Origin of the sequence: Robinsoniella peoriensis, from assembly GCF_000797495.1 — a bacterium.
GTDB classification, from domain to species: domain Bacteria; phylum Bacillota; class Clostridia; order Lachnospirales; family Lachnospiraceae; genus Robinsoniella; species Robinsoniella peoriensis.
This window is the reverse complement of sequence record NZ_JTGN01000005.1, coordinates 323,064-344,831: the sequence shown is the minus strand read 5'-3', so window position 1 is coordinate 344,831 and position 21,768 is coordinate 323,064. Positions and strand designations below refer to the sequence as shown.

The following is a 21,768-nucleotide window of genomic DNA, read 5'->3' as shown; positions in this document are numbered from 1 at the left end:
AAGCCGATTTCGTAATTTGAAATCGGCCTTTTTTAGCTTTAAAATTTACAAAATAAATTCATAGAAAAAATTAAAATTTACTTTTATTCGGTATTTATCCTAGTGGATTCGTGACCACATTTTTGTATATTGATATATTTGACGATATAATATAGTATGTTGATTATACAAATAGTATAAAAGAGACAAATAAATGAGGTATTTTTATGGGGAAAAATGTAACTAGAAAAGATATTGCCAATGAAGCAGGAGTATCTGCCTCTGTAGTTTCCAGGGCTCTGAATAACAGTGGATATGTGGATAAGGAGAAGAAGAAGAAAATTCTGGATATTGCCAATAGGGTGGATTATATGCCGAACCCGGTAGCAATGGCTTTGCAGCAGAAGAAAACATATCAACTATTATTTTTCTGTGGAGATATGACGGGGGTATACTATAATCAGATGTATCATGGGATGGCAAGAGAAGCTGAAAAAAAGGGATACCATGTTTTGGCTATTATGAATGAAGAAGACTTTGAGATAGTGAAAAGGATATTAGCCGATGGAATTCTTTTTCCAACGGAAAGTGTAGCACAGGCTTATGCAGAATCAGTAGGAAAAAATTATTATCTTCCGACTGTTACGGCCTCGTTTGACCCATCCTGTGCATTTAAAAAGCCTATGCCCGCAGTAATAATTGACAATCAAAAAGTTATTAATATGGCGATTGATTACCTGATTGACCACGGGCACAAAAAAATTGGCATGGCGCTTCCTTTCAATGAAGGATATGCAAACCTCCGATATAAATATTGGAAGGAACGAATGACTAATGAGATAGGTAAGCGGTGTATACAGTATTTACTGGATATTCAGGGCAATTTAAATAATACTGATATTCCGGGTGAAGATAAACCGGATTTCAGCAGGGCTGCGGAGGGATTTATTTATCTGGATTTGTTTTTTTTAGGAAAGAAAGCTGCTGATATTTACAGAAATTCAAAACATAAGGCTACTGCGGTAATTTGTTTTAATGATGATATGGCATTTGGTATGATGGAGGGGCTGAAAAAGCACGGTTTGCGAATACCGGAAGACATTTCTATCATGGGAATCGACGGATTATTTACTCGGGAACGCTATGAACCAAAACTGACTACTATTGATATTTATCCAGAGCGTCAGGGTGCAAAATGTGTGGATGTCCTTATAGATATTCTCGAAGGGAATAAATATAGATACATGAATTATTCTCCCTTAGCAATCTTAGAAGGAGAGACGGTAAAGAATTTGAATTGAGAAAGGTTGAAAGAAAATTACGATGCAGAAAGGACGCTATGATGTGATTCTTTCAACCTGTTTAATTGTGGCAGTATTGCAGGCTTGCCTGTAATATGCATGTGTATAAATATGTCAGAGTTAAGCGCGCAGCTCAGATATATAAGTAAAAATGGATGGAGGAAAGAAGTATGATTTTTAAAAAAGTAATATCTGTTGGTTTAGCGGTAATTATGTCAGTATGCCTCATGGCATGTGGAGGAAAATCAGAGGAAACCAAAACAACTGGAGAGGAAGTCAAAGGAAAACAGAAACTGGTTATCTGGTCCTGGGGGGCAGATGAAGAAAAAAAATCCAGAGAAAACATGATTGAAGTATTTAAGAAAGCACATCCTTAAATAGAGGTTGAACATTCGGTAATTCCCACAGCTGACCATGTATGGGACCAGAAAATGACTGCAGCATTATCAGCCGGTACCGGACCTGATGTTATACAGATGTCTCCGGATTACTATGGGCTGTACACAGATTATTATGAAGATCTGAATCCATATGTTGAAAAAGAAGGAGTGGATTTAAAGTCTGTTATTTCAGAGGGGATGGTTGATCCATATTATCGTCCTGATGGGAAACTGGAAGCAATGCCTTTATTAGAAAATGTATTTGTCTTAGCGTATAACAAAGATATGTTCGATCAGTTCGGAGTGGACTATCCTACAGCAGACTGGACGTGGGATGACCTGGCGGAAGCAGCTAAAAAGTTCGTGGGCGGTGAAGGCGCAGATGCAACTTATGGAATGGTAAATCACTGGATAGATGCGGGGTTGTCTGTTATCTGCAAAGGTGGAAAAGCTTATTCTGATGATTTGAAGTCATGCGAAGTAAATAGTCAGGAGGTAAAAGACGGCCTGAATCTTTTTGGGGATTTAGTGCAGAGTAAGGCCATGCCTGATGACACAGCAGCAAAGGGTTTGCCCAAGGAACAGTTATTTGTATCCGGACATGCTGCGATGTACACACTGGGAGGATTTGAAACAAAATTGATAGCAGATGAAATCGGAGAGAATTTTGAGTGGGAAGCAGTAACCATGCCAAGGGTACCGGGAGGTAAAAATAACCTTATGTACGCAACTGGTTATGCGGTGTTGAAAACGTCACAGAATAAAGATGCGGCATGGACTTTTGTAAAAGATGCTGCTTATGCAAATGAAGATATGGCGAAAGAAACCAGCAATATAGGACTTACCTCATGCAAAATAATAGCAGAGAGTTATTATAAAGATTTGAAATATGGTCCTGTCAGCAACAGTATTTATCTGGATGGCATGAAGGATGCGAAGTTAAATATCTGGGGAGGTGCGTTCTCAGCGGCAGGAGACGTATATACACAGATTTGGCAGTCTGTGACCATTGATGGCAAGACAGCGGGTGAAGCTATGAATGAATATTATCCTGCTCTGGAAAAAGCTTTCAACGAGGCAAATGGAAATTAATAGGGTTACAATTTTTGTATGTTTACAGTATGAAAAGCCGGTTAACATGTCCGGCTTTTTACAAAAAAAGAAGTTGAAATGTATTAAAAGAAGAATTGGAGGCAAGGAAAATGAGTAAACCCAAAATAGCTAAAAAAGTTTCCGTCATGAAAAGAAGAGAGTCCAGAAATTTTTATTTATATACTGCACCATGGCTGATCGGCTTTGTCGTTCTTACACTGTATCCAATACTATATTCTTTTTATTTGATGTTCACGAATATGAATCTGACAGGAAACGGAGAATTTGTAGGATTTGAAAACTGGGTATACGCACTTACAGATGATCCTTTATTTATAAAGGCATTTATGAACACTTTGAAATTTGTAGTAATGTTTGTACCCGGAAGTATTATCCTTTCATTTTTCATAGCATTATTACTGAGCAAGAAAGTTAAAAATCTGGGATTTTTCCGTACGGCTTTTTACATACCATATATTACTTCTGGTGTTGCCGTTACAATTTTGTGGGGATGGATTTTCCAGAAGGATTATGGGATCATCAATTATATATTATCTCTGGTTGGCATAAAAGGCCCCAATTGGCTTGGTGATAAAAACGTGGCAATGATTTCTATTGTAATTCTGTCTTTGTGGACGATAGGGAATAATATTATTATCATGCTGGCTGGAATTCAGGATATCCCCCAGTCCTATTACGAAAGCGCGCAAATTGATGGTGCAGGATCAATTCGTCAGGTATGTTATATTACAATGCCGCTGTGTACGCCTACCGTTTATTTCAATTTGATCGTTACAGTAATAGCTGCTTTTCAGGTATTCCAGCAGCCGATGATCCTAACCAACGGAGGACCATTGAATAGCACTTATACAGCGGCGATGCACTTGTATAATAATGGATTTTTGTACGGGAAGATGGGATATGCTTCTATGATGGCATGGAGTATGTTTGCTGTGATTATGCTGTTTACCATTATAACAGTTTCAACATCCAAGTACTGGGTGTTCTATGATGATTGATGGGGGAGGGAAATAAGATGCGTATAAGATCACAGAAAAAGACGAAGCTTGCAGCAAGAACCATGACATACTTTGTGCTAATAGTGGCAGCAGCAATCTGCCTTTTCCCGTTTATATGGATGATTTCAACATCCTTTAAGCCTATGACGGATATTTATAAAATGCCTCCGGTATTGTTTCCGGAGCATGTAACATTGGAAAATTTTGTGGAAGGATGGAAAGGAGCAAATTTCAGTTTGTATTTTAAGAATACGGCAATGATTACATTTATAGCTACTACAGGGACGGTACTTTCTTCTTCGATTGTAGCTTATGGATTTGCCAGGTTTGATGCCAGGTATGCCAAGGTATTGTTTATGGTACTTCTGGGGACTATGATGCTGCCTGCACAGGTCACTTTGATTCCACAATATCTTTTATACTATAAACTGGGAATGGTGGATACGATGTGGCCATTGGTTATCCCCAGTTGGTTGGGTGGCGGGGCATTTAATATATTTCTATTTATTCAGTTTTTTCGCACATTACCCAGAGAATTAGACGAAGCTGCAAAAATAGATGGTGCCAATTCACTGAAGATATTTACCAAAATACTTCTCCCAGCAGTCAGGCCGGTTATGCTTGCAGTTTTGGTTATGGCGCTTGTGTATAACTGGAATGATTTTTTTAACCCGTTGATTTACTTGAATTCTGACGATAAATTCACAATTGCAATTGGATTGCAGTTTTTCAAAGGATCCCAGGGAAACGTTCAGGTGGGACAGATGATGGCAATGGCTCTTATATCTTTATTTCCTGTACTTTTGATCTTTTCAACTTGTCAGAAATATTTTATACAGGGGATTAAAATGTCGGGGCTAAAGGGATGACGCACCCAAGCAAAGTTACAGAAACAAATTCAAAAAAATTGGAGGACATTTAAATGAAATACAAAAACCCGATCATCTCCGGATACAATCCCGATCCTTCGATCTGTAGAGTAGGAGAAGATTATTATATTGTTAATTCATCTTTTGAATTTTTTCCGGGAGTACCTGTTTATCACAGTAAAAATCTAGTCAATTGGGAACTACTGGGACATTGTCTTGTAAATGAGACACAGCTTTTTTTGCATAATTGCAGACCTTCCGGAGGAATTTTTGCACCTACGCTGCGTTATCACGACGGAACATTTTTCATGGTAACAACAAATGTCTCGGGCAAAGGTAATTTCATTGTACATACAACAGATATAGTGAGGGGCTGGTCTAATCCGGTTTGGATAGATCAGGGAGGAATTGATCCTTCTCTGCTTTTTGACGATGACGGATCTGTATATTTTGTTTCCACTGATCTTGATGAAAATGGAGAGACTGCAATTTACCTGTGCCGGATCGATCCTTTTACCGGAGAAATCCTTACCGGGAGCATGATAATTAGCAGAGGATGCGGAGGAAGATATGCCGAAGGTCCACATCTTTATAAATGGTTTGGGAAGTATTACCTGATGCTGGCTGAAGGAGGCACAGAATATGGGCATATGGAAACGATAATGCGTGCTGACAGCCCTTATGGACCCTTTGAAGAATGTCCTGATAATCCGATTCTTACACACAGAAATGATATGAGAGAGGAAGTTTACTGCACAGGACATGCTGACATGGTAGAAGATCAGAATGGAAACTGGTGGTTAGTGTGTCTCGGTATTCGTCCATGCCAGGAAAAAACGAACCGTGTACTTCTCCACAATTTAGGCCGCGAAACATTTCTTGCACCTGTTAAATGGACAAAAGAAGGATGGCCGGTAGTTGGTGAAGACGGACTGATTGCGCTGGAGATGGATGGTCCTCTTCCAGGAGAAGCAGTACAGCCTGTAAACCGGGATTTTTGCGACAATTTTTCATGGGAATCTTTCTATCCCCAGTACAATTTCCTCAGAAATCCTATGATGAAAAACTATATTAGAGATACAGTAAATAAGGAACTGATTCTAAGAGGTACAAATATTACCTTAAATGACATTGGCAGTCCGACCTGGCTTGGAGTTCGGCAAAAAGGTTTTTATACTATTTCAACGGTCAAAGTACGTATAACAAATGCAATACAGGGCATGCGTGCCGGCTTGACAACTTTTTACAATGATTCTTACCATTATGAAATATATCTCACCAGAGTACTCAATACATGGAAAATCTGTCTGGCTAAACATATTCATGATATTTTTACGGTTACTTCCAGTGTTGATATTCCAATGGCTGAAGAGATAATGCTGAAAATGGAATCAGATCGTACTTACTATAAATTTTTTTATAGCCTGAATGGGAATGATTATATTGAATTGGGTTCTGGACTGGTAGCAGGGCTTTGTACAGAAGGTACTAAATCGATGACCTTTACAGGGACATTTATAGGGTTGTTTGCGGAAAATGGCGAGGCTGTTTTTAAAGATTTCGCAGTAAAAGTATTGGATTATTAGGCGGAAAGGCAAGCATTCCACAAACCGGAGAATTTTATTACTTTTTTGTAATGAATCCTCTGGCTTGCGGATGTATTTTTGTTTTCAAAAGCCCGTTATCTACTCACGAAGCCTTAGAATCGTCTGATAGAGATTGAGCGTACCCATACCCCACTCCCTGTTCGGATAAACATACGCAGGATTTCGGTCAGCACCACGGATTAAATAGGTTCTGATAGAATTTGCATTCATACCGGGATTATGTCCTTGCACAATGCCCCAGGTCATCAGATTGGCTGCAGCGCCTGCAACATGTGCTGCGGCTACGGAAGTTCCGGTCTGATAGGTCATGGGTATGCCGGATTCTGCAGGTATGCCGGACACAGCAGGGCCATATACATTCACTCCGGGTGCAACCAGATTTGGCTTCAGAAAGTTAATGCGGTTATACCCATAGCTGGAATGAATATACAGACTGCCATCCCGATGGTTGTAGGCTCCGACAGTAATACAACTGTAGGCGTTTGCCGGTTCTGTGATTGTAGTAAACGGATTCGGTTTTAAAAAAACGGTTGAGCGGGAAATAAATCCCTGAATCGGGAGCCACATATGGTAACTGCCGCTGATAAATAGATAATTATACACGCGGATTCTCCAAATTCCCGGTGTAGGCGACTGAAACCGCATAGTGATAAACTGACTGCCGGAGCCCATTTCCGATATGTCGTAATGAACTGTAATCTGTGTGTTTTCCAGTGTGAAAGTCACATGTGTGTCTCTTTCCTCGATCAAGGGAATGCGTGGGATCGTTTGTCCGGTAGGTGATACAAAACCGACGGTGTAAAGTTCCGGGGGAGATGACCATAGTTCAACCACAAATCCTTTTTCATCAACGCCAACGGATACTTCTGCATCCTCATATTCCAAACCGGTTTTGATATTGCCTAAAAAATGATGGTACATTCCTACTTCATTTCCGGCAGCTACAACTGATGCAAATCCTGTCATCAGATTTAATCTTCTTAACAGCAGCCCAAGCGGCGATGTTCCTTCATGGCTTCCCATGTTAGTCCCAAGTCCGAGACAAATGATCAATGGCATTTTATATCGGGCAGATATAAGTGTCAGATATTTAATTCCCATCATAATATCATTTTCCTGATATGCTACAGCAGAGTCCTGTATTAAGTAGAAATCCCGTAAATATTGTTTTGCAGGTTTGAGTTTAACGACTGCAATATTACATTCCGGCGCGGCTCCGATAAAATCTCCATTTGGTGATTGTGTACCTGCGGCTATGCCAGCCAGAAAGGTTCCATGTCCGTTGGTGTCTGTACTTGGAACTAACTCTAATGGATTTTCGGATGCCAGAGCTTCATTAATTTCGGTATTCGTAAATTCTGTTCCATAAATAATGGTGTCATTTACAGTGAAACCTGGTATTCCCGGCGGTAATTTCTGGGGAATTTCCAAAGACGGTAAGGTCTGATCCCAAATTCCCAAAATACGGGAACTGCCATCTGAAAGCCGGAATAACGGATTTTGATAGTTGATTCCGGTATCAATAAATCCAATAATAGTTCCCTGTCCCCGCAAATTCAAAAGAGGTTGTTCAATGGTATCCAATATACCGGATGCTTCCATGCTGGATGTATCGAGAGTGGTATAAAGATTTGGAATAGAATAATATTCGTATTTTTCTGTAGTTATTGGAGCTGCTTCCTGCATGGGAATATATACTATAGAAAATTGGTTGTCGACATAATCCCCACATGCCGAAGGATTGTTCTGAAGTGTATCATCTAAACTATAATTGCTATTCGATATGATAAAATCAGCAAACTCTTCAGAGGCAACATTTTGATTGCATTCCATGAAATTCTCCCAGAATCATTTTCTACAATATATGTAAATCGCCGGAAAGAAAGACCATAGTTCTTATTTTTCACAGAAAGCCTGTTTTTAGTTTGTTTTTATGTATAGAAAGATAAAAAATTACTATAATAAAAATCTGAATGGATTACAAAGGATAGTAAATACTAATATAGAATGTTAAGAAAGAGAAAACGTTCATACAATAAAAATAAATATAATATATTTCAAATAAGGCAGCAGAATCAACAGAAATCAATAGGAGGCGGCAGCATTGCTGATGTTAACGGCAATGTGCAGAGGGTGAAAACATGAAAAGATCTGGAAGTAAAATCGCAATATGGGTAATTGTTGGAATTATTGTAATACTGGTAGTTGTTGGTATCAGCCAGTATAATTCCCTGGTAGGAATTAATGAAAATGTGGAAAATCAGAGGGCTAATATTGATACGATGCTCCAAAGAAGAGTAGATCTCATTCCCAATCTGGTAAATACGGTAAAAGGTTATGCAGAACATGAGAAAGAGGTAATCGAAGATGTAAGCAATGCCAGAGCAAAACTGGCAGGAGCTGCAAGTATGGAAGAAAAGGCAGATGCTGACAATCAATTGTCCGGTGCACTGAGCAGACTGCTTATGGTTGTGGAAAATTATCCGGATCTAAAAGCAAATCAACAGTTTATCGCTCTTTCTGATGAACTTGCGGGCACGGAAAACCGGATTGCAGTTGCAAGAAAAGACTATAATGATGCAGTGAAAAATTATAACCAGAAAATAAGAAGATTTCCTTCCAACATTTTTGCTAATCTGCTGGGATTTGAGAAAGCAGAATATTTCCAGGCTGCCGAAGGGGCGCAGCAGGTACCGGAAGTCAATTTTGAGGGGCAATAGGAGATGGTATGGTAGGAGTCATATGAAAAAAATAAAAAATATTTTTGCATATAGCCTTATGGTTACGATGGTGCTGATGCTGGCTTATTTACCGGTAAAAGCGGCAGCCGGTATTCAGGCTCCCACAAGAGAGTTTTATGTAAATGATTTCGCAGGACTTTTGAGTAATGAAACGAAACAATATATGATTGCACAGAGTAAATTGCTAAATGACAAGTCGAAAGCACAGGTTGTTGTATCAACGATACAGACCCTGGATGGAAATTCTATTGAAGATTACGCCAATGAGATGTTCCGGGAATATGGAATTGGTGATAAATCCAAGAACTCCGGTGTCTTAATTCTTCTGGCTTTACAGGAAAGAGAAGTTAGAATTGAAGTGGGATATGGACTTGAGGGGGCGATTAATGATGCCAAGGCAGGAAGAATCATCCGCAATCTGGGTACACCGGCTTTAAAAGAAGATAATTGGGACTTGGGGATGAAGACCATGTTTACCGGTGTATTAAAGGAAGTGTACGCAGAATATAACCTGGAAGAACCATCTAACCTGGACGATGCCAATATACAAGAGGGCTTTGCTGATGAGGATTACGGGGAATCATCAAATGGAGGTTCGTTTATCAGCATAGGTCTGATATTATTTTTTATCGTAATCTTCTTAAGAGGCGGCGGCAGAGGCGGACGCGGCGGCGGATTCTTTGGAGGCCCATTTGGCGGTGGCTCTTTCGGCGGCGGCTCCTTCGGGGGCGGTTCCTTCGGTGGCGGCGGATCCTTTGGCGGAGGCGGTTCTTCAGGCGGCGGCGGGGCTTCCGGGAGATTTTAAAAGTCCATGCAATTCCCCAGGCCAAACAATTTTGGCTTAAATTGGGGTTTAGCTGAGTAAGGGACGCTTTGAAGATAGAGGTAGTGTGCGGAAAATAAAATAGCTAATTTGCATAATAAAAAAGACAAATAAGCCCATGTTTAATTTATCAATTCTGTATATACTTTTTACAGCAAGAAAAATTGATAATACAGGAGGGAAAACATGAGGTTTACAGATGGAATATGGGAAGAAGCAAAGGGAATCAGGCAGCATAAAGTACACTCATTATGGGAGTATAAGATTTCAGATGAGGGGATTGAGGTATTCGTCCCCTGTGCTGAAATCCGGGATTTAAATGATACTACATACGGACCTGCAATGACGGTATGGTTTACTTCCCCCAGAAGGGATGTTATCAAAATCAGGGTGAACCATTATGACGGAAAAATCGAAAAAGGACCTGAATTTAAGTTATTTCAGGAGCAGACAGACCTGCAATTTGCAGATACGGAAGAAACCATTTCGATGACCAGCGGCAAAACTACGGTAATCATAGAAAAAAAAGGAGAATTTGCTTTCAGCTTTTATTATGAAGGGAAGAAAATGGTTTCCAGTAAAGACAGGAGCCTGGCATATGTGACAGATTTGGATTATGAGGCAGACCAGTGGTGTGACTTCAATCATTGTCCGCCGCGTCCCCATTATATGAAGGAAACCTATATGAGAGAGCAGCTTTCGCTAGGGGTAGGGGAATATATTTATGGTTTGGGGGAGAGATTCACATCACTCGTTAAAAATGGCCAGACGATCGAAATATGGAATAAAGACGGCGGAACATTTGGCGATCAGAGCTATAAAAATATTCCGTTCTATCTGTCTAATTACGGATACGGCGTGCTGGTAAATCATCCTGAGCACATTACATTTGAAGTGGGAACGGAGAATGTGAGAAAAGTGCAGTTCAGTGTGGAGGGTGAGACTCTGGAATATATGGTAATCGGAGGGGGTACACCGAAGCAGGTTCTTGGAAATTATACTGCGCTGACAGGAAGAAGCCCGGTTCCGCCGGCATGGTCCTTTGGGCTTTGGCTGTCTACCAGCTGGACACCGAGTTATGAGCCGGAAGTGGTGCACGGTTTTGTGGATGAAATGAAGAAAAGGAATATTCCCCTTGGCGTATTCCATTATGATGCAGGATGGATGAAGCCATTTGAACTCTGCAACTTTAAATGGGACAGCAAATTTAAAGATGTGAAGGGGATGTTAGCCAAAATAAAGGAAAATGGTGTTAAAATCTGTGTTTGGATTAATCCGTACATAGGACAGCGTTCTGAATTGTACCGGGAAGGAAAAGAATACGGTTATTTACTCAGACGGAAAGACGGAAGCATCTGGCAGAGTGATCTTTGGATGCCCGGACAGACCATTGTAGATTTCACAAATCCTGATGCGTGCCGGTGGTTTGCAGGGAAATTAGAGGAATTGCTGGATACGGGGGTAGACTGCCTGAAGACGGATTTTGCGGAAAGAATACCCACAGAGGTGCAGTGGTTTGATGGATCTGATCCCCAAAAAATGCATAATTACTACACCTTTCTATATAACCGGACGGTTTATGAAATGCTTAAGCGCAAAAAAGGGGAACGGGATGCCTGCGTATTTGCACGGTCCGCAACGGTAGGAACCCAGCAGTTCCCGGTAAACTGGGGCGGAGATAACCTGGCAACGTATGAATCTATGGCGGAGAGCCTAAGAGGAGGCCTGTCCTTCTGCCAGTCCGGTTTCGGATTTTGGGCGCATGATATCAGTGGATTTGACAGCACCGCCACACCGGATCTATACAAGAGATGGTCGGCATTTGGTCTTTTATCTACCCACAGCAGGCTTCATGGACATGATTCCTACCGTGTGCCCTGGATGTTTGATGAAGAAGCCTGTGATGTACTGGGATTTTTCACCAGGTTAAAATGCTCTCTGATGCCCTATTTGTTTTCTCAGGCAGTGCAGGTTCATGAACAGGGGATACCGATGATGAGGGCTATGATGCTTGAATTTCCGGAAGATCCAAATTGTGCATATCAGGACAGGCAGTATATGTTAGGTGACAGCCTTTTGGCAGCACCTGTATTCCGTGAAGACGGCATAGCAAACTACTATGTACCGGAGGGTAACTGGACCAATTGGATCACAAAAGAAAAATTAGTGGGAGGCAGATGGTATACACAGAAGTTTGATTATTTTTCCCTGCCACTGTTAGTGAAGCCGAATACACTGCTGGCAGTGGGAGACCGAGATGACTGTGCCGAATATGACTACTGCAGCAATGTGACGTTCCATCTGATTGAACCGGAAGAGGGAAAGAGCATAAAAGCCGTAGTGTACAAGAAGGAACTGAATGATAAATTAGAGCTTCAGGCAGAGAAGAACGGGGATATCTTAACGGTGACGGCCACACATGATTCAGGCTGGAAGCTGTGTTTGGAAAATCCTTGCAGCAATACTGGAGGCAGAGGAAGTCTGGAAGAAGAAGGTAATCAGACATATCTGATTCCGGAAGCGGGTTGTAAGGAATATAAAATTAAGGTATTATAATTACAGGGACAGGTGCGGTTATGAAAGAATGGAAGTTTTCTTTCATAATGGCGCCTGTCAAACATGATCAAGTTCCAGCTCAGGATAATAACTGCATAATATGGAGAAGTTTTCACTCAGAGACTCATTGGTAAGGGAACACTCCCGGATATAAGGGATAGGGACAGGGGCGCTTTGTTTTTCTCTTAAACGGCGGCGGTACTGACCGGGGGTACAGCCGAAATATTCCTCTGATAGCTGGTTCAGATACTTGATGTCTGAGAAACCGCTGGCAATGCAGATATCCAGGATACTGCTGTCGGTCTCGGTAAGCAGATTGAGGGCTTTTTCAAAACGAAGCTGCTTCATATAGTTCTGAAAAGAAATGCCCAGGGTTTTTTTGAACAGGTGGGACAGATAATGCAGAGACAGTCCTTTCTGCTCAGAAATATCGGAAAGCAGCAGCTTTTCCGTATAGTGGTTTTCTATGTGGTTAAGGATACTCTGCATACGGAATATATTTTTCTCACGGCTGCTTCGTTCCTGCATGTCCAACAGGCCGTAAGGCAGATTTAGGAGCATCTGTTCCGTCAGCAAATTTAATAGCCCGATACAATGGAGGGAAAAATAATCCGGTTCCCGGAAAAAAGAGGAAGCCATCTGAAGCATTAGTTTTTGCAAGGCTGTGTATTTGCTGCAGGAACACAGCAGGTTTTGATGAAAATAGGTATATTCAAAGGACGGATAATAACTGCGGCAGAAGGATGAGGAAAACTGGACAGCCAGCACAAGCCCTTTTCCGGAGGTGCAGGTAAGCCGATGGGTTTCATAACTGTTAAAAACAATCATGTCATGTTCTTTGGCAATGGGGTTATCCGGCAGAGAAGTTATAGTAAGCGTTCCATCCAATACCAAAAGTAATTCCATGTCGCTGTGCCAGTGCTGGGGAGTGCATTGGAAAATTTCAGCCAGAAATATTTTGCAATAACTTGTTTTACTGTGTTTGATATATTCAAATTCGTGATTAGGCATAAGTCGTTCCTCCTGAATTTTAATGTAATCGTTTTTAGGAGAAAAGTCAAGATAAGGTAAGAGAAGAAAATGACAGAGAAAAAAGATAAAAAAGTAATGCAGCTGAAGAATAAGATTGTGCTGGGATACATATTGCTGGGGATCATTCCGTGTATCCTCATCGGAATTGGCAGTTATCTGGTATACAGCCGCAGCATCAATTCCAAAATAGAGGCAATTGTGGATAACAACGCACAGAGGGATCTGCAGGTAATTGAAGAACGGCTGAAGTCCAACCGGAATATTCTCTATAATATCGTAACGGACAGGGAGCTTCTAAAATTGGTCCGAAAAATGGATCAGGCCGGCAGGGAGGGGGAATATACGTACAAATCAAAGATCCTGGAAAAAATTCAGAGTTTCACATCTATTTATGACAAAGTAAACAGTATTACTTATTTAAGTGACAGCGACGAATATATTTTATACGATAAGCGGCTGGGACGTCTGGAGACAATATGGAATAACCGGATCTACCGGGATTATTTTTACCTGAATGTATGGGATCAGGACGAAGTGGTATATCTTCCCACCCTTTGCCTTACGGAGAACCGGGAAGAAAAAATATACTCTTTCTTTTTGTCGTATCCCCTAAAGGATGCGGTTACGAAAGAAAAGTTCGGGATCATTGTAGTGGGAGTGGACGAGGATATGTTTCATTATACGAAAATCAGCAATAATCAAATGAAGAAATATATGGAGGAACTGGGCATCACTACGTATGTGATTGATAACCGCAGTAAGGTAATTGCTGCAGAAAACAGGGAACTGATAGGCAGTGATTTTGAAACAGCAGCCAATGCCGTCGGAAATGGCAGTAATCACAGGATATTCTTTAATGAAATTGAAGGAACAGGCTGGCAGCTGGTACAGGTTATTGACAAAACACTGCTGTTTCAGGATGTGACATTTTTTAGGCAGATCAGCTTTTTAATCGTAGTTGTTATCATGGGGTCCTTTACACTCCTGACGGTTACAATTACGAACCGCTTATCCCGCTCTATTATAAAAACGGCACGGTATATTGAAGAGTACCAGCCCGGAGAGACAAAAGTTCTGCCCCGTCTGGAGGAAAAGGATGAATTGGTATCGATCATCTATCAGTTTGATAAGATGCGGGGTAAAAATGAGAAGCTGATACAGGAGCTAAAAGATAAGAACTATGAAATTATGACCATGTCCAACCGGCAGAGAAAGGCAGAACTCAAGGCATTAGAAGCTCAGATTAATCCTCATTTTTTATATAATACCCTGGATTCCATCAATTGGATTGCCATAGAAAATGATCAGGAAGAGATCAGTCAGATGCTGAGTTCACTGGGGAGCCTGCTGCGGTACAGTGTTACGAATATAGATATGCAGGTACCGCTGGAAGTGGAGCTGGAATGGATGAAAAAATACACCTTTTTGCAACAGAAAAGATTTAACGATTCCTTTGTGTGCCAATATGACATTCAGGAGGAGTCACTGAATTATCCAATTTATAAAATGCTGCTGCAGCCGATTATTGAAAATATTATTCTTCATGGTTTCCAGGATAAAAAGCAGGGAGGAGTTATCTCTGTTAAGGCGGAGGTTTTAGAAGATGGGAAATTAATGATATTCATTGAGGATAACGGATGTGGTATTAAACCCGATATCCTAAAGCGGATTCACAATGATATCTCCAATAAAACGCCTCTTAACAGCGAGAGTATCGGTATCAGCAACATTGTAAACCGAACGAATCTGTATTACAAAGGTGAAGCACAGATCCAAATTGAGAGTGAACCGGGAAGGGGAACAAAAGTCGTTTTAATGATTCCATAAGGGGTGAACTATATGCGTATTGTAGTAGTAGAAGACGAACTGCGGGTGCGGCATAGTCTGGTTAAGTGTATTGAGAAAATAAATCCGGAATACTGCGTAGTCGCAGAAGCGGATAATGGTTATGAAGGAATGAAGGCTGTCAGAGATTTTGAGCCGGATGTAGTAATTACAGACATACAGATGCCAAAAGTAGACGGACTGAGTATGATCAGGCAGCTGAAAAACATGAGCCTGAATCCGGTCTTTATCATACTGAGCGGTTATGCTGAATTTGGTTATGCCCAGGAGGGAGTAAGACTTGGCATCCGTGATTATCTTCTAAAGCCGATTACGGTGAATAATCTGCGGGAAACGCTGGCGAATATTGAAAACAGAGGCAGGGAGGAGCAGCCCAAAGAGGAGAAGCACTACTCCGCCTGTATCTGCGCAATGGTGGAAACCATACATAAAGAATACGGTAAACATCTGGGTCTGGATTTGTTTGCCTGCAAGTATAAAATGGCACCGGAGTATCTGAGCACATTATTTGCCAAAGAGACTGGCAAGACCTTTTCCAATTACCTGAAAGAAGTAAGAATGCAGAAAGCAAAACAGTTATTGGAAGAAACAGATATGAAGATCTATGAGATCGCATGCCAGACCGGCTACCCGGACCAGAAATATTTTTCCAAGGTGTTTAAAGAATATGCAGGGGTATCGGCGAAACAGTATGTTTCAAGTTTAAAGCGTGGGTTTAGCTGAGCAAAACCATAACTACAACAGGGGACTCATATCTCCCAGGCAGAACAGATTAAGCCGGTGAAGTGCCCTTGTACATGCAATATATAAAAGGTTTTTGTCATCTTCATTGTTATAATTCAGGGCATCGGTGTCACATATTAAAACAGCATCAAACTCAAGTCCTTTTGACATATAGACAGGAATAATAAACACGCCGTGAAGGTCAGCCACACTTTCGTTTTTTATTAACTGAAGATCAATCTTGTCCTTTAAGGAATCAAACAGCCTAAGGGCATTTCTTTCACTTTTACAGATAAGTCCGATGGAGCGATATCCCTTTTCCATACAGGTGTTTACTTCTTTAAGGATCATACCGCTAAGAGCTGACGGGTCAGAAGCAGCATGAATTTCCGGTGCATCGCCCTGGCGGTTAAAGCTCTTGATACCTGGGTTATGTTCGATAAATTTCAAACTATAATTCAGGATCTCATTGGTGCAGCGGAAACTTTTATCCATGGTAACCAGAGATGATTTTTTCTTATTCAGAATACTGCTGATCTGATCGTAAAGCGATAGATTTTCCTGTTTCCCCAGGGTCTGGTTCATATCTCCTAAAATGGTAAATTTGGAATTCGGAAATAATAAATTGAAAATTTCAAATTGCAGAGGATAATAATCCTGGGCTTCATCAATTACCACCTGTTTGATGCTTTTATAGTCGTTTGTTCCATATATCTTCAGATGCAAATAAGCCAGAACAGCTGCATCATCATAATGCAAAAGGTTAGAGTCTAAGTTTTCCTGTGTGAATTCTAAAATTTCTTCCATGTATTCATTATGCTCTAAGTCATCTGCTAAGCTATAAAAATATTCTTTATCAAGGAATAACTGTCTGTACAGGTCTGAAATATTGAGTTCTGTGAATTTTTTTATTTCTTCTTTTATCAAAGATTCCTGAGCTTTTGACAAACGTTTTTTCTGTGCTGCATTTACAGATTCCAGAATAAAAGTCTCTAATTGTTTTAATTTCATTCCCAAAGGAGTTTCTGCTCTTCCGGATATTTTATATCTCATTATATCTTTGCTTACAATACACTTGTTATCATAATAGACATCTTCAAAGGCGATCCATCTCTGGGGCAAATCCGAAATAAATCGGTCAATCATTTCCAGAAATCTCCGGGAGGTTTTGAATTCGATACTGCTTTTTATAACCTTGCGGTATTCGGGACTTGTGATCAAGTTTTCTAAAAACTGGTTTCTTGACTGTAAATGTACATTCGGGAATAGTTTTGTAATAATTTCTTCGAACACCATGGAAACAACATTACTTTCGCCGAGTTCCGGCAATACGTCAGAGATATACTGTTCAAATAGTGAGTTTGGAGAGATAATAATAATATTATTCGCAGAAAGTTTCACCTGCAGGTCCTGATACATCAGGTATGCAGCCCTATGGAGGGCAATGGAAGTTTTTCCGCTCCCGGCCACGCCCTGCACCATCATCAGGTCATTTTCCATGTCTCTTATCACAATATCCTGTTCTTTCTGTATGGTTTCAATTATGGTTTTCATTTTTGAAGAAGTATTCTTAGACAATAGCTGTCTTAAAAACTCGTCTACAATCTGAACATCGGCGTCAAAAAAGTATTCCAGTTTGCCGCAGCTTATTTCAAACTGGCGCTTTAAGTTAACCTCTCCGTTAATTCTCCCGCTGGGGGCATCATAAAATACCGGCCCTGTTAAAAAACGGTAAAAGACACTTGCAATTGGGGATCTCCAGTCGTAGATGTACAATTCGTGTGTAGTGAGGTTTTTCAAAGAAGAACGTCCGATATATATTTTTTCAAAAGTATCTTCATCATCGAACTTAAAATCAATTCGGGCAAAATAAGGGGATTTGATCAAATTTTCCAACAGAAATATTTTGTTCTCCACCTCTTCATAGTCTGCAATTTTATCCAGAACCGGATTCACATATTGGCTTAACTCAGCGAGAGCTTCAAAACCTTCCGATGACCAGAGCCCTGATATAGAGTGTGACGTATTTTCGCGCATCTCTTTTTTTGCTGAAATAATGGCTGACTTATTCTCTTCGTTGTTCTGTCTTGCCTTTTCCAGTTGTTCCTCTGCTAAAGATATCGTTTGTTCCAGCCTTTTGTTTTCAAATTCTAATTCAGATTGATTATTTACCATTATGAAAAACACCTCTCATCCAGAATTGGCCGGAACTTAGTCCCATAGCCGTTGTCCATCAAGTCTAGCACAACTAAAACTTGAAAAACAGTCTTGTTGTTGCTGATTATGTATGATACAATAAAAGCAAGAGAAAAGGTGATTGGTGCTTATGCGCAATTGCCTTTTTTTCTATACTAAATTTCCCTCAAATCTTCTTATTTATACGTCATCCACAAAGTTTAGGATATGACTGTTATTTATAATCATTTACACTTTTCTTATAATATTGGAATTTTAATTTTCCTCAGGGTTTCTTATAATAGAGTTATAAAAAGCAGGAGGTAGGATAAATGAAAAAGAGATTAGCAATTATACTGGCAATGGCATTAGGAGCAACGACACTTTTTGGCTGCAGCGCTGCATCAGATTCCGGTGGAACCACAGAAACCGGGACGAAAACAGACGAAGCGGCGGAAACAGATGCAGGAACAAAATCTGATGCAGGTACAGAAGCCGTAAGCGAAGCAGGTTCAAATGAGGAAAACACATCTGCATCGACCCAGGGAGAGAGTACGACAGCAGCAGAGGGCAGAGAAGAGGTGGTACTCTGGCATTACATAACGGAACTGGAAAAAGAAGCTCTGGAGAATACCATAAGTGAGTACAATGAGTCCCAGAATAAAGTCTATGTAAAAGCGGAATATGTACCCAGGGAAGAGCTTTTAAAACAGTATACCATCGGGGCTGTATCCGGTGAACTTCCGGATATCGGAATCATTGACTGTACCGACCATTCCTCTTTCGCATCCATGGGAATTTTTGCAGACCTGACAGAAAAGTTCCAATCATGGGAAGAAAACCAGTTTCTGGAGGGACCTATGGATTCCTGTACATATCAGGATAAAATATATGGGATTCCGTTTAACAGCAACTGTCTCGCGCTGTATTACGATAAAGACGAGCTGGCTGAGGCTAATATAGAAGTTCCTACAACATGGGATGAATTGGAGAAAGCAGCGGAGGCGCTCACAAAGGATGGCCGTTATGGACTGGCGATGAGTGCCATTAAAACGGAAGAAGCAACATTCCAGTTTATTCCGTTCCTCTTATCGGCTGGTGGGGATCCGGAACATTTAAATACACCGGAAGCGCAAAGCGCATTGGAATTTATTGCCGGCCTCATAGACAAAGGATATATGAGCAAAGAGATAATTAACTGGGGGCAGACGGATATAGAAAAACAGTTTGCAGCAGGACAGGCATCCATGATGATTAACGGACCCTGGTCCAATAACCTGATTGAAAATGATGCACCTGACAAAAACTGGGGTGTAGCGATGATACCAAAAGATAATGAATTCGCATCTGTTTTGGGCGGAGAGAATCTGGCTGTTTCCAAAGATGCCAATATTGATGCCTGCTGGGACTTTATAACATGGTTTGAAAGTAAAGACGTATCCAAAAAACTGTGTGGTGAAATCAAAAAATTCTCTCCTAGGTCCGACGTTTCCGGAGAAGAGACTTTCCCGGATGACGAGGTTATGGCAGTGTTCGGGGAACAGCTGAAAGTGGCAAAGGCAAGAGGACCGCATCCAAAATGGACAGAGCTTTCCACCGCGATTCAGTTAGGAATCCAACAAGCTCTTACCGGAGAAAAATCAGTGCCGGATGCACTGGAAGAAGCTCAGAAAACAGTAGATGAAATTAATGCTACGATTAAATAACTGTTGTTTTAAATGAAAATACAGGAGTCCTGCCGCCAGGGAAGACGGTGGCAGGACTTTTTATGTCAAAATTGCAGGATTTATTGATGAAACAGAAAGTGGACAGATGAAATTCATTAGCAGAAAGGATTTTTACGGGTGGTTGTATGAAAAAAAGAAAGGTTACAGGAGAATACAGAAGGGATATGATGATGGGATATTCTTTTATCCTTCCGGCAGTTGTCTTTATGCTGGCTTTAATCGGTTATCCGATTATCTACAACATCATAATCAGTTTTCAGGATGCCACTGCTTTGACCATTTCCCAGAATAACAAAGCATTTGCAGGTTTAAAAAATTACCGGGAAATTTTCGGGGATCAATTATTTTGGACTTCCTTAAAAAATACATTTGTATATACGGGAGGATGTCTGGTTTTTCAGTTTGTAATCGGTTTTGCACTGGCTCTGTTTTTTTCGAAAAAATTTACCTTTTCCCGGTATACCAGGGGTCTGATCGTGATCAGCTGGATGCTGCCGGTTACGGTCACGGCACTTACTTTTAAGTTTATGTTTGCAGAAGGAAACGGCATTGTCAATGAGATTCTGCTCAGCCTGCATTTTATTAAGGAGCCAATCGGATGGCTGATTGAGCGGAAAACAGCCATGCTGGGAGTTATCATTGCCAATTCCTGGGTAGGAATACCATTTAATATGCTTCTTCTTTCTAATGGTCTTGGGAATATTTCTGAAGATGTATATGAGAGTGCCGGCATTGACGGGGCAAATAAAATTCAACGTTTTTTTCACATTACGCTTCCTTTGTTAAAGCCTACTATTTTGTCTGTTTTGATTCTGGGATTTGTGCTTACTTTTAAAGTATTTGATTTGATATATGTAATGACATCCGGCGGGCCGGTGGATGCAACAGAAGTGCTATCCACTTATTCCTATCAATTGTCCTTTAAGAATTTCAATTTTGGAAATGGTTCAGCGGCGGCTAATGTACTGTTCCTATGTCTGTTCATAGTAGGCCTGATTTATCTAAAATTTATTTCGGATGACGAGGTGATGTAATATGAAAAAAATACATTTAAATGAAAAACAAAGAAACCGGATTAATAATGGACTGGCAGTTCTTGTAGTGATTATATTTTTATTTCCGATCTACTGGGTCGTTGTCAGCTCCTTAAAAATGGATCAGGAGATTTTCAAAAAGCCGCCTACGCTGATTCCCCATCTGCCTACGTTATCGGCATATATCCAGCAGTTTACCGGTGCAAACTCGGTATTTAGACCTTTTCTGAATTCCGTTATTGTGGCAGTGGGTTCTATGCTGATATGCCTGACTCTCTCCGTACCGGCGGCATATGGACTGGCAAGATATAAGGTGAATGGGTCCAAGTTTTTTATGCTGGTATTTCTGGTAACCCAGATGCTTCCGGCTTCCTTAGTGTTGACACCCTTGTATCTCATTTATTCCAGACTGGGACTTTTAAATAATTATCTGGCACCGATTTTATCTACGGCCACTGTCTCGGTACCTTTTGTAATTCTAATGCTGCGGCCCATATTTTTGAACTGCCCCATAGAATTAGAAGAAGCAGCCAGAATTGACGGATGCAACCGGTTCAGTGCATTTATCAGAATTATTATTCCCATATCCAAGCCCGGAATTGTGACTGCTTTTTCTTTTGGATTTATTATGGCTTGGAATGACCTTGCATATTCTATGACCTTTAATACAAAAGAGGCGATGCGGCCTATGACAGCGGGAATATATCAGTTTCTGACGCTGTACGGAACCAGGTGGAACATGATTATGGCTTATGGGGTTTTATTAATTCTGCCTATTGTAATTTTATTTATGTCTTTGCAGAAACATATAGTCAGTGGACTGGTAAGCGGAGCGGTTAAGGGATAAATAATGAAAAAAACAGCG

At 40.7% G+C, this 21,768-nt stretch carries 17 protein-coding genes; 14 read left to right on the top strand and 3 right to left on the bottom strand.

What is annotated here, in order from left to right:
* Positions 1-206: 206 nt before the first annotated feature.
* The 6 genes from QR40_RS12350 (at position 207) to QR40_RS12325 (ending at position 6,226) form a co-directional block, all read left to right on the top strand.
* Positions 207-1,280 carry a LacI family DNA-binding transcriptional regulator gene (locus QR40_RS12350; protein ID WP_044295233.1) on the top strand — a complete coding sequence of 358 codons (1,074 nt, stop codon included), beginning with the start codon at positions 207-209 and terminating at the stop codon, positions 1,278-1,280.
* A gap of 170 nt (positions 1,281-1,450) precedes the next feature.
* A complete protein-coding gene (locus QR40_RS12345; RefSeq protein ID WP_044295231.1) occupies positions 1,451-1,657 on the top strand; it encodes a hypothetical protein in 207 nt (68 codons plus the stop codon).
* Positions 1,658-1,711: 54 nt separating this feature from the next.
* A complete protein-coding gene (locus QR40_RS12340) occupies positions 1,712-2,752 on the top strand; it encodes an extracellular solute-binding protein (protein WP_044295230.1) in 1,041 nt (346 codons plus the stop codon).
* A 110-nt stretch (positions 2,753-2,862) separates the two neighbouring features.
* Positions 2,863-3,771 (top strand): carbohydrate ABC transporter permease, encoded by a 909-nt coding sequence (locus tag QR40_RS12335; RefSeq protein ID WP_052430825.1) that lies wholly within the window; start codon positions 2,863-2,865, stop codon positions 3,769-3,771.
* 17 nt (positions 3,772-3,788) lie between these two features.
* Positions 3,789-4,640: a carbohydrate ABC transporter permease gene (locus QR40_RS12330; RefSeq protein ID WP_044295229.1), complete on the top strand. Its 852-nt coding sequence runs from the start codon at positions 3,789-3,791 to the stop codon at positions 4,638-4,640.
* Positions 4,641-4,693: 53 nt separating this feature from the next.
* A complete protein-coding gene (locus tag QR40_RS12325; RefSeq protein ID WP_044295227.1) occupies positions 4,694-6,226 on the top strand; it encodes a glycoside hydrolase family 43 protein in 1,533 nt (510 codons plus the stop codon).
* Positions 6,227-6,325: 99 nt separating this feature from the next.
* On the opposite strand, the gene QR40_RS12320 is transcribed toward QR40_RS12325, so the two are convergent.
* Entirely contained in the window at positions 6,326-8,080 is a 1,755-nt protein-coding gene (locus tag QR40_RS12320) for a S8 family peptidase (RefSeq protein WP_044295226.1), read from the bottom strand.
* A gap of 308 nt (positions 8,081-8,388) precedes the next feature.
* On the opposite strand from QR40_RS12320, the gene QR40_RS12315 reads away from it, so the two are divergent.
* From QR40_RS12315 to yicI, 3 genes are all read left to right on the top strand, one after another.
* The gene (locus QR40_RS12315; protein ID WP_027292721.1) at positions 8,389-8,967 is read left to right on the top strand and encodes a LemA family protein; all 579 of its coding nucleotides are present in this window, start codon (positions 8,389-8,391) and stop codon (positions 8,965-8,967) included.
* A 22-nt stretch (positions 8,968-8,989) separates the two neighbouring features.
* Positions 8,990-9,793 carry a TPM domain-containing protein gene (locus QR40_RS12310; protein WP_052430824.1) on the top strand — a complete coding sequence of 268 codons (804 nt, stop codon included), beginning with the start codon at positions 8,990-8,992 and terminating at the stop codon, positions 9,791-9,793.
* A gap of 204 nt (positions 9,794-9,997) precedes the next feature.
* On the top strand, positions 9,998-12,367 hold the full coding sequence (gene yicI, locus QR40_RS12305) for an alpha-xylosidase (protein WP_044295222.1): 2,370 nt from the start codon (positions 9,998-10,000) through the stop codon (positions 12,365-12,367).
* A 57-nt stretch (positions 12,368-12,424) separates the two neighbouring features.
* On the opposite strand, the gene QR40_RS12300 is transcribed toward yicI, so the two are convergent.
* Positions 12,425-13,378, bottom strand: coding sequence for a helix-turn-helix domain-containing protein (locus tag QR40_RS12300; protein WP_052430823.1), 954 nt, complete (start codon positions 13,376-13,378; stop codon positions 12,425-12,427).
* A gap of 69 nt (positions 13,379-13,447) precedes the next feature.
* Here QR40_RS12300 and QR40_RS12295 point away from each other — a divergent pair, with 69 nt between their 5' ends.
* On the top strand, positions 13,448-15,226 hold the full coding sequence (locus tag QR40_RS12295; protein ID WP_044295220.1) for a sensor histidine kinase: 1,779 nt from the start codon (positions 13,448-13,450) through the stop codon (positions 15,224-15,226).
* Between the two features lie 12 nt (positions 15,227-15,238).
* Positions 15,239-15,967: a response regulator transcription factor gene (locus tag QR40_RS12290; RefSeq protein ID WP_044288918.1), complete on the top strand. Its 729-nt coding sequence runs from the start codon at positions 15,239-15,241 to the stop codon at positions 15,965-15,967.
* Between the two features lie 12 nt (positions 15,968-15,979).
* Here the strand turns inward: QR40_RS12290 and QR40_RS12285 are convergent, their stop codons facing one another.
* Complete coding sequence (locus QR40_RS12285; RefSeq protein ID WP_044295218.1) at positions 15,980-18,142, bottom strand: HelD family protein; 2,163 nt, start codon at positions 18,140-18,142, stop codon at positions 15,980-15,982.
* 332 nt (positions 18,143-18,474) lie between these two features.
* On the opposite strand from QR40_RS12285, the gene QR40_RS12280 reads away from it, so the two are divergent.
* From QR40_RS12280 to QR40_RS12270, 3 genes are all read left to right on the top strand, one after another.
* Positions 18,475-19,848: an ABC transporter substrate-binding protein gene (locus tag QR40_RS12280; RefSeq protein ID WP_044295216.1), complete on the top strand. Its 1,374-nt coding sequence runs from the start codon at positions 18,475-18,477 to the stop codon at positions 19,846-19,848.
* Between the two features lie 146 nt (positions 19,849-19,994).
* Complete coding sequence (locus tag QR40_RS12275) at positions 19,995-20,903, top strand: carbohydrate ABC transporter permease (RefSeq protein ID WP_044289149.1); 909 nt, start codon at positions 19,995-19,997, stop codon at positions 20,901-20,903.
* Between the two features lies 1 nt (position 20,904).
* On the top strand, positions 20,905-21,750 hold the full coding sequence (locus QR40_RS12270; RefSeq protein ID WP_044295214.1) for a carbohydrate ABC transporter permease: 846 nt from the start codon (positions 20,905-20,907) through the stop codon (positions 21,748-21,750).
* The last annotated feature ends 18 nt before the right edge of the window (positions 21,751-21,768 follow it).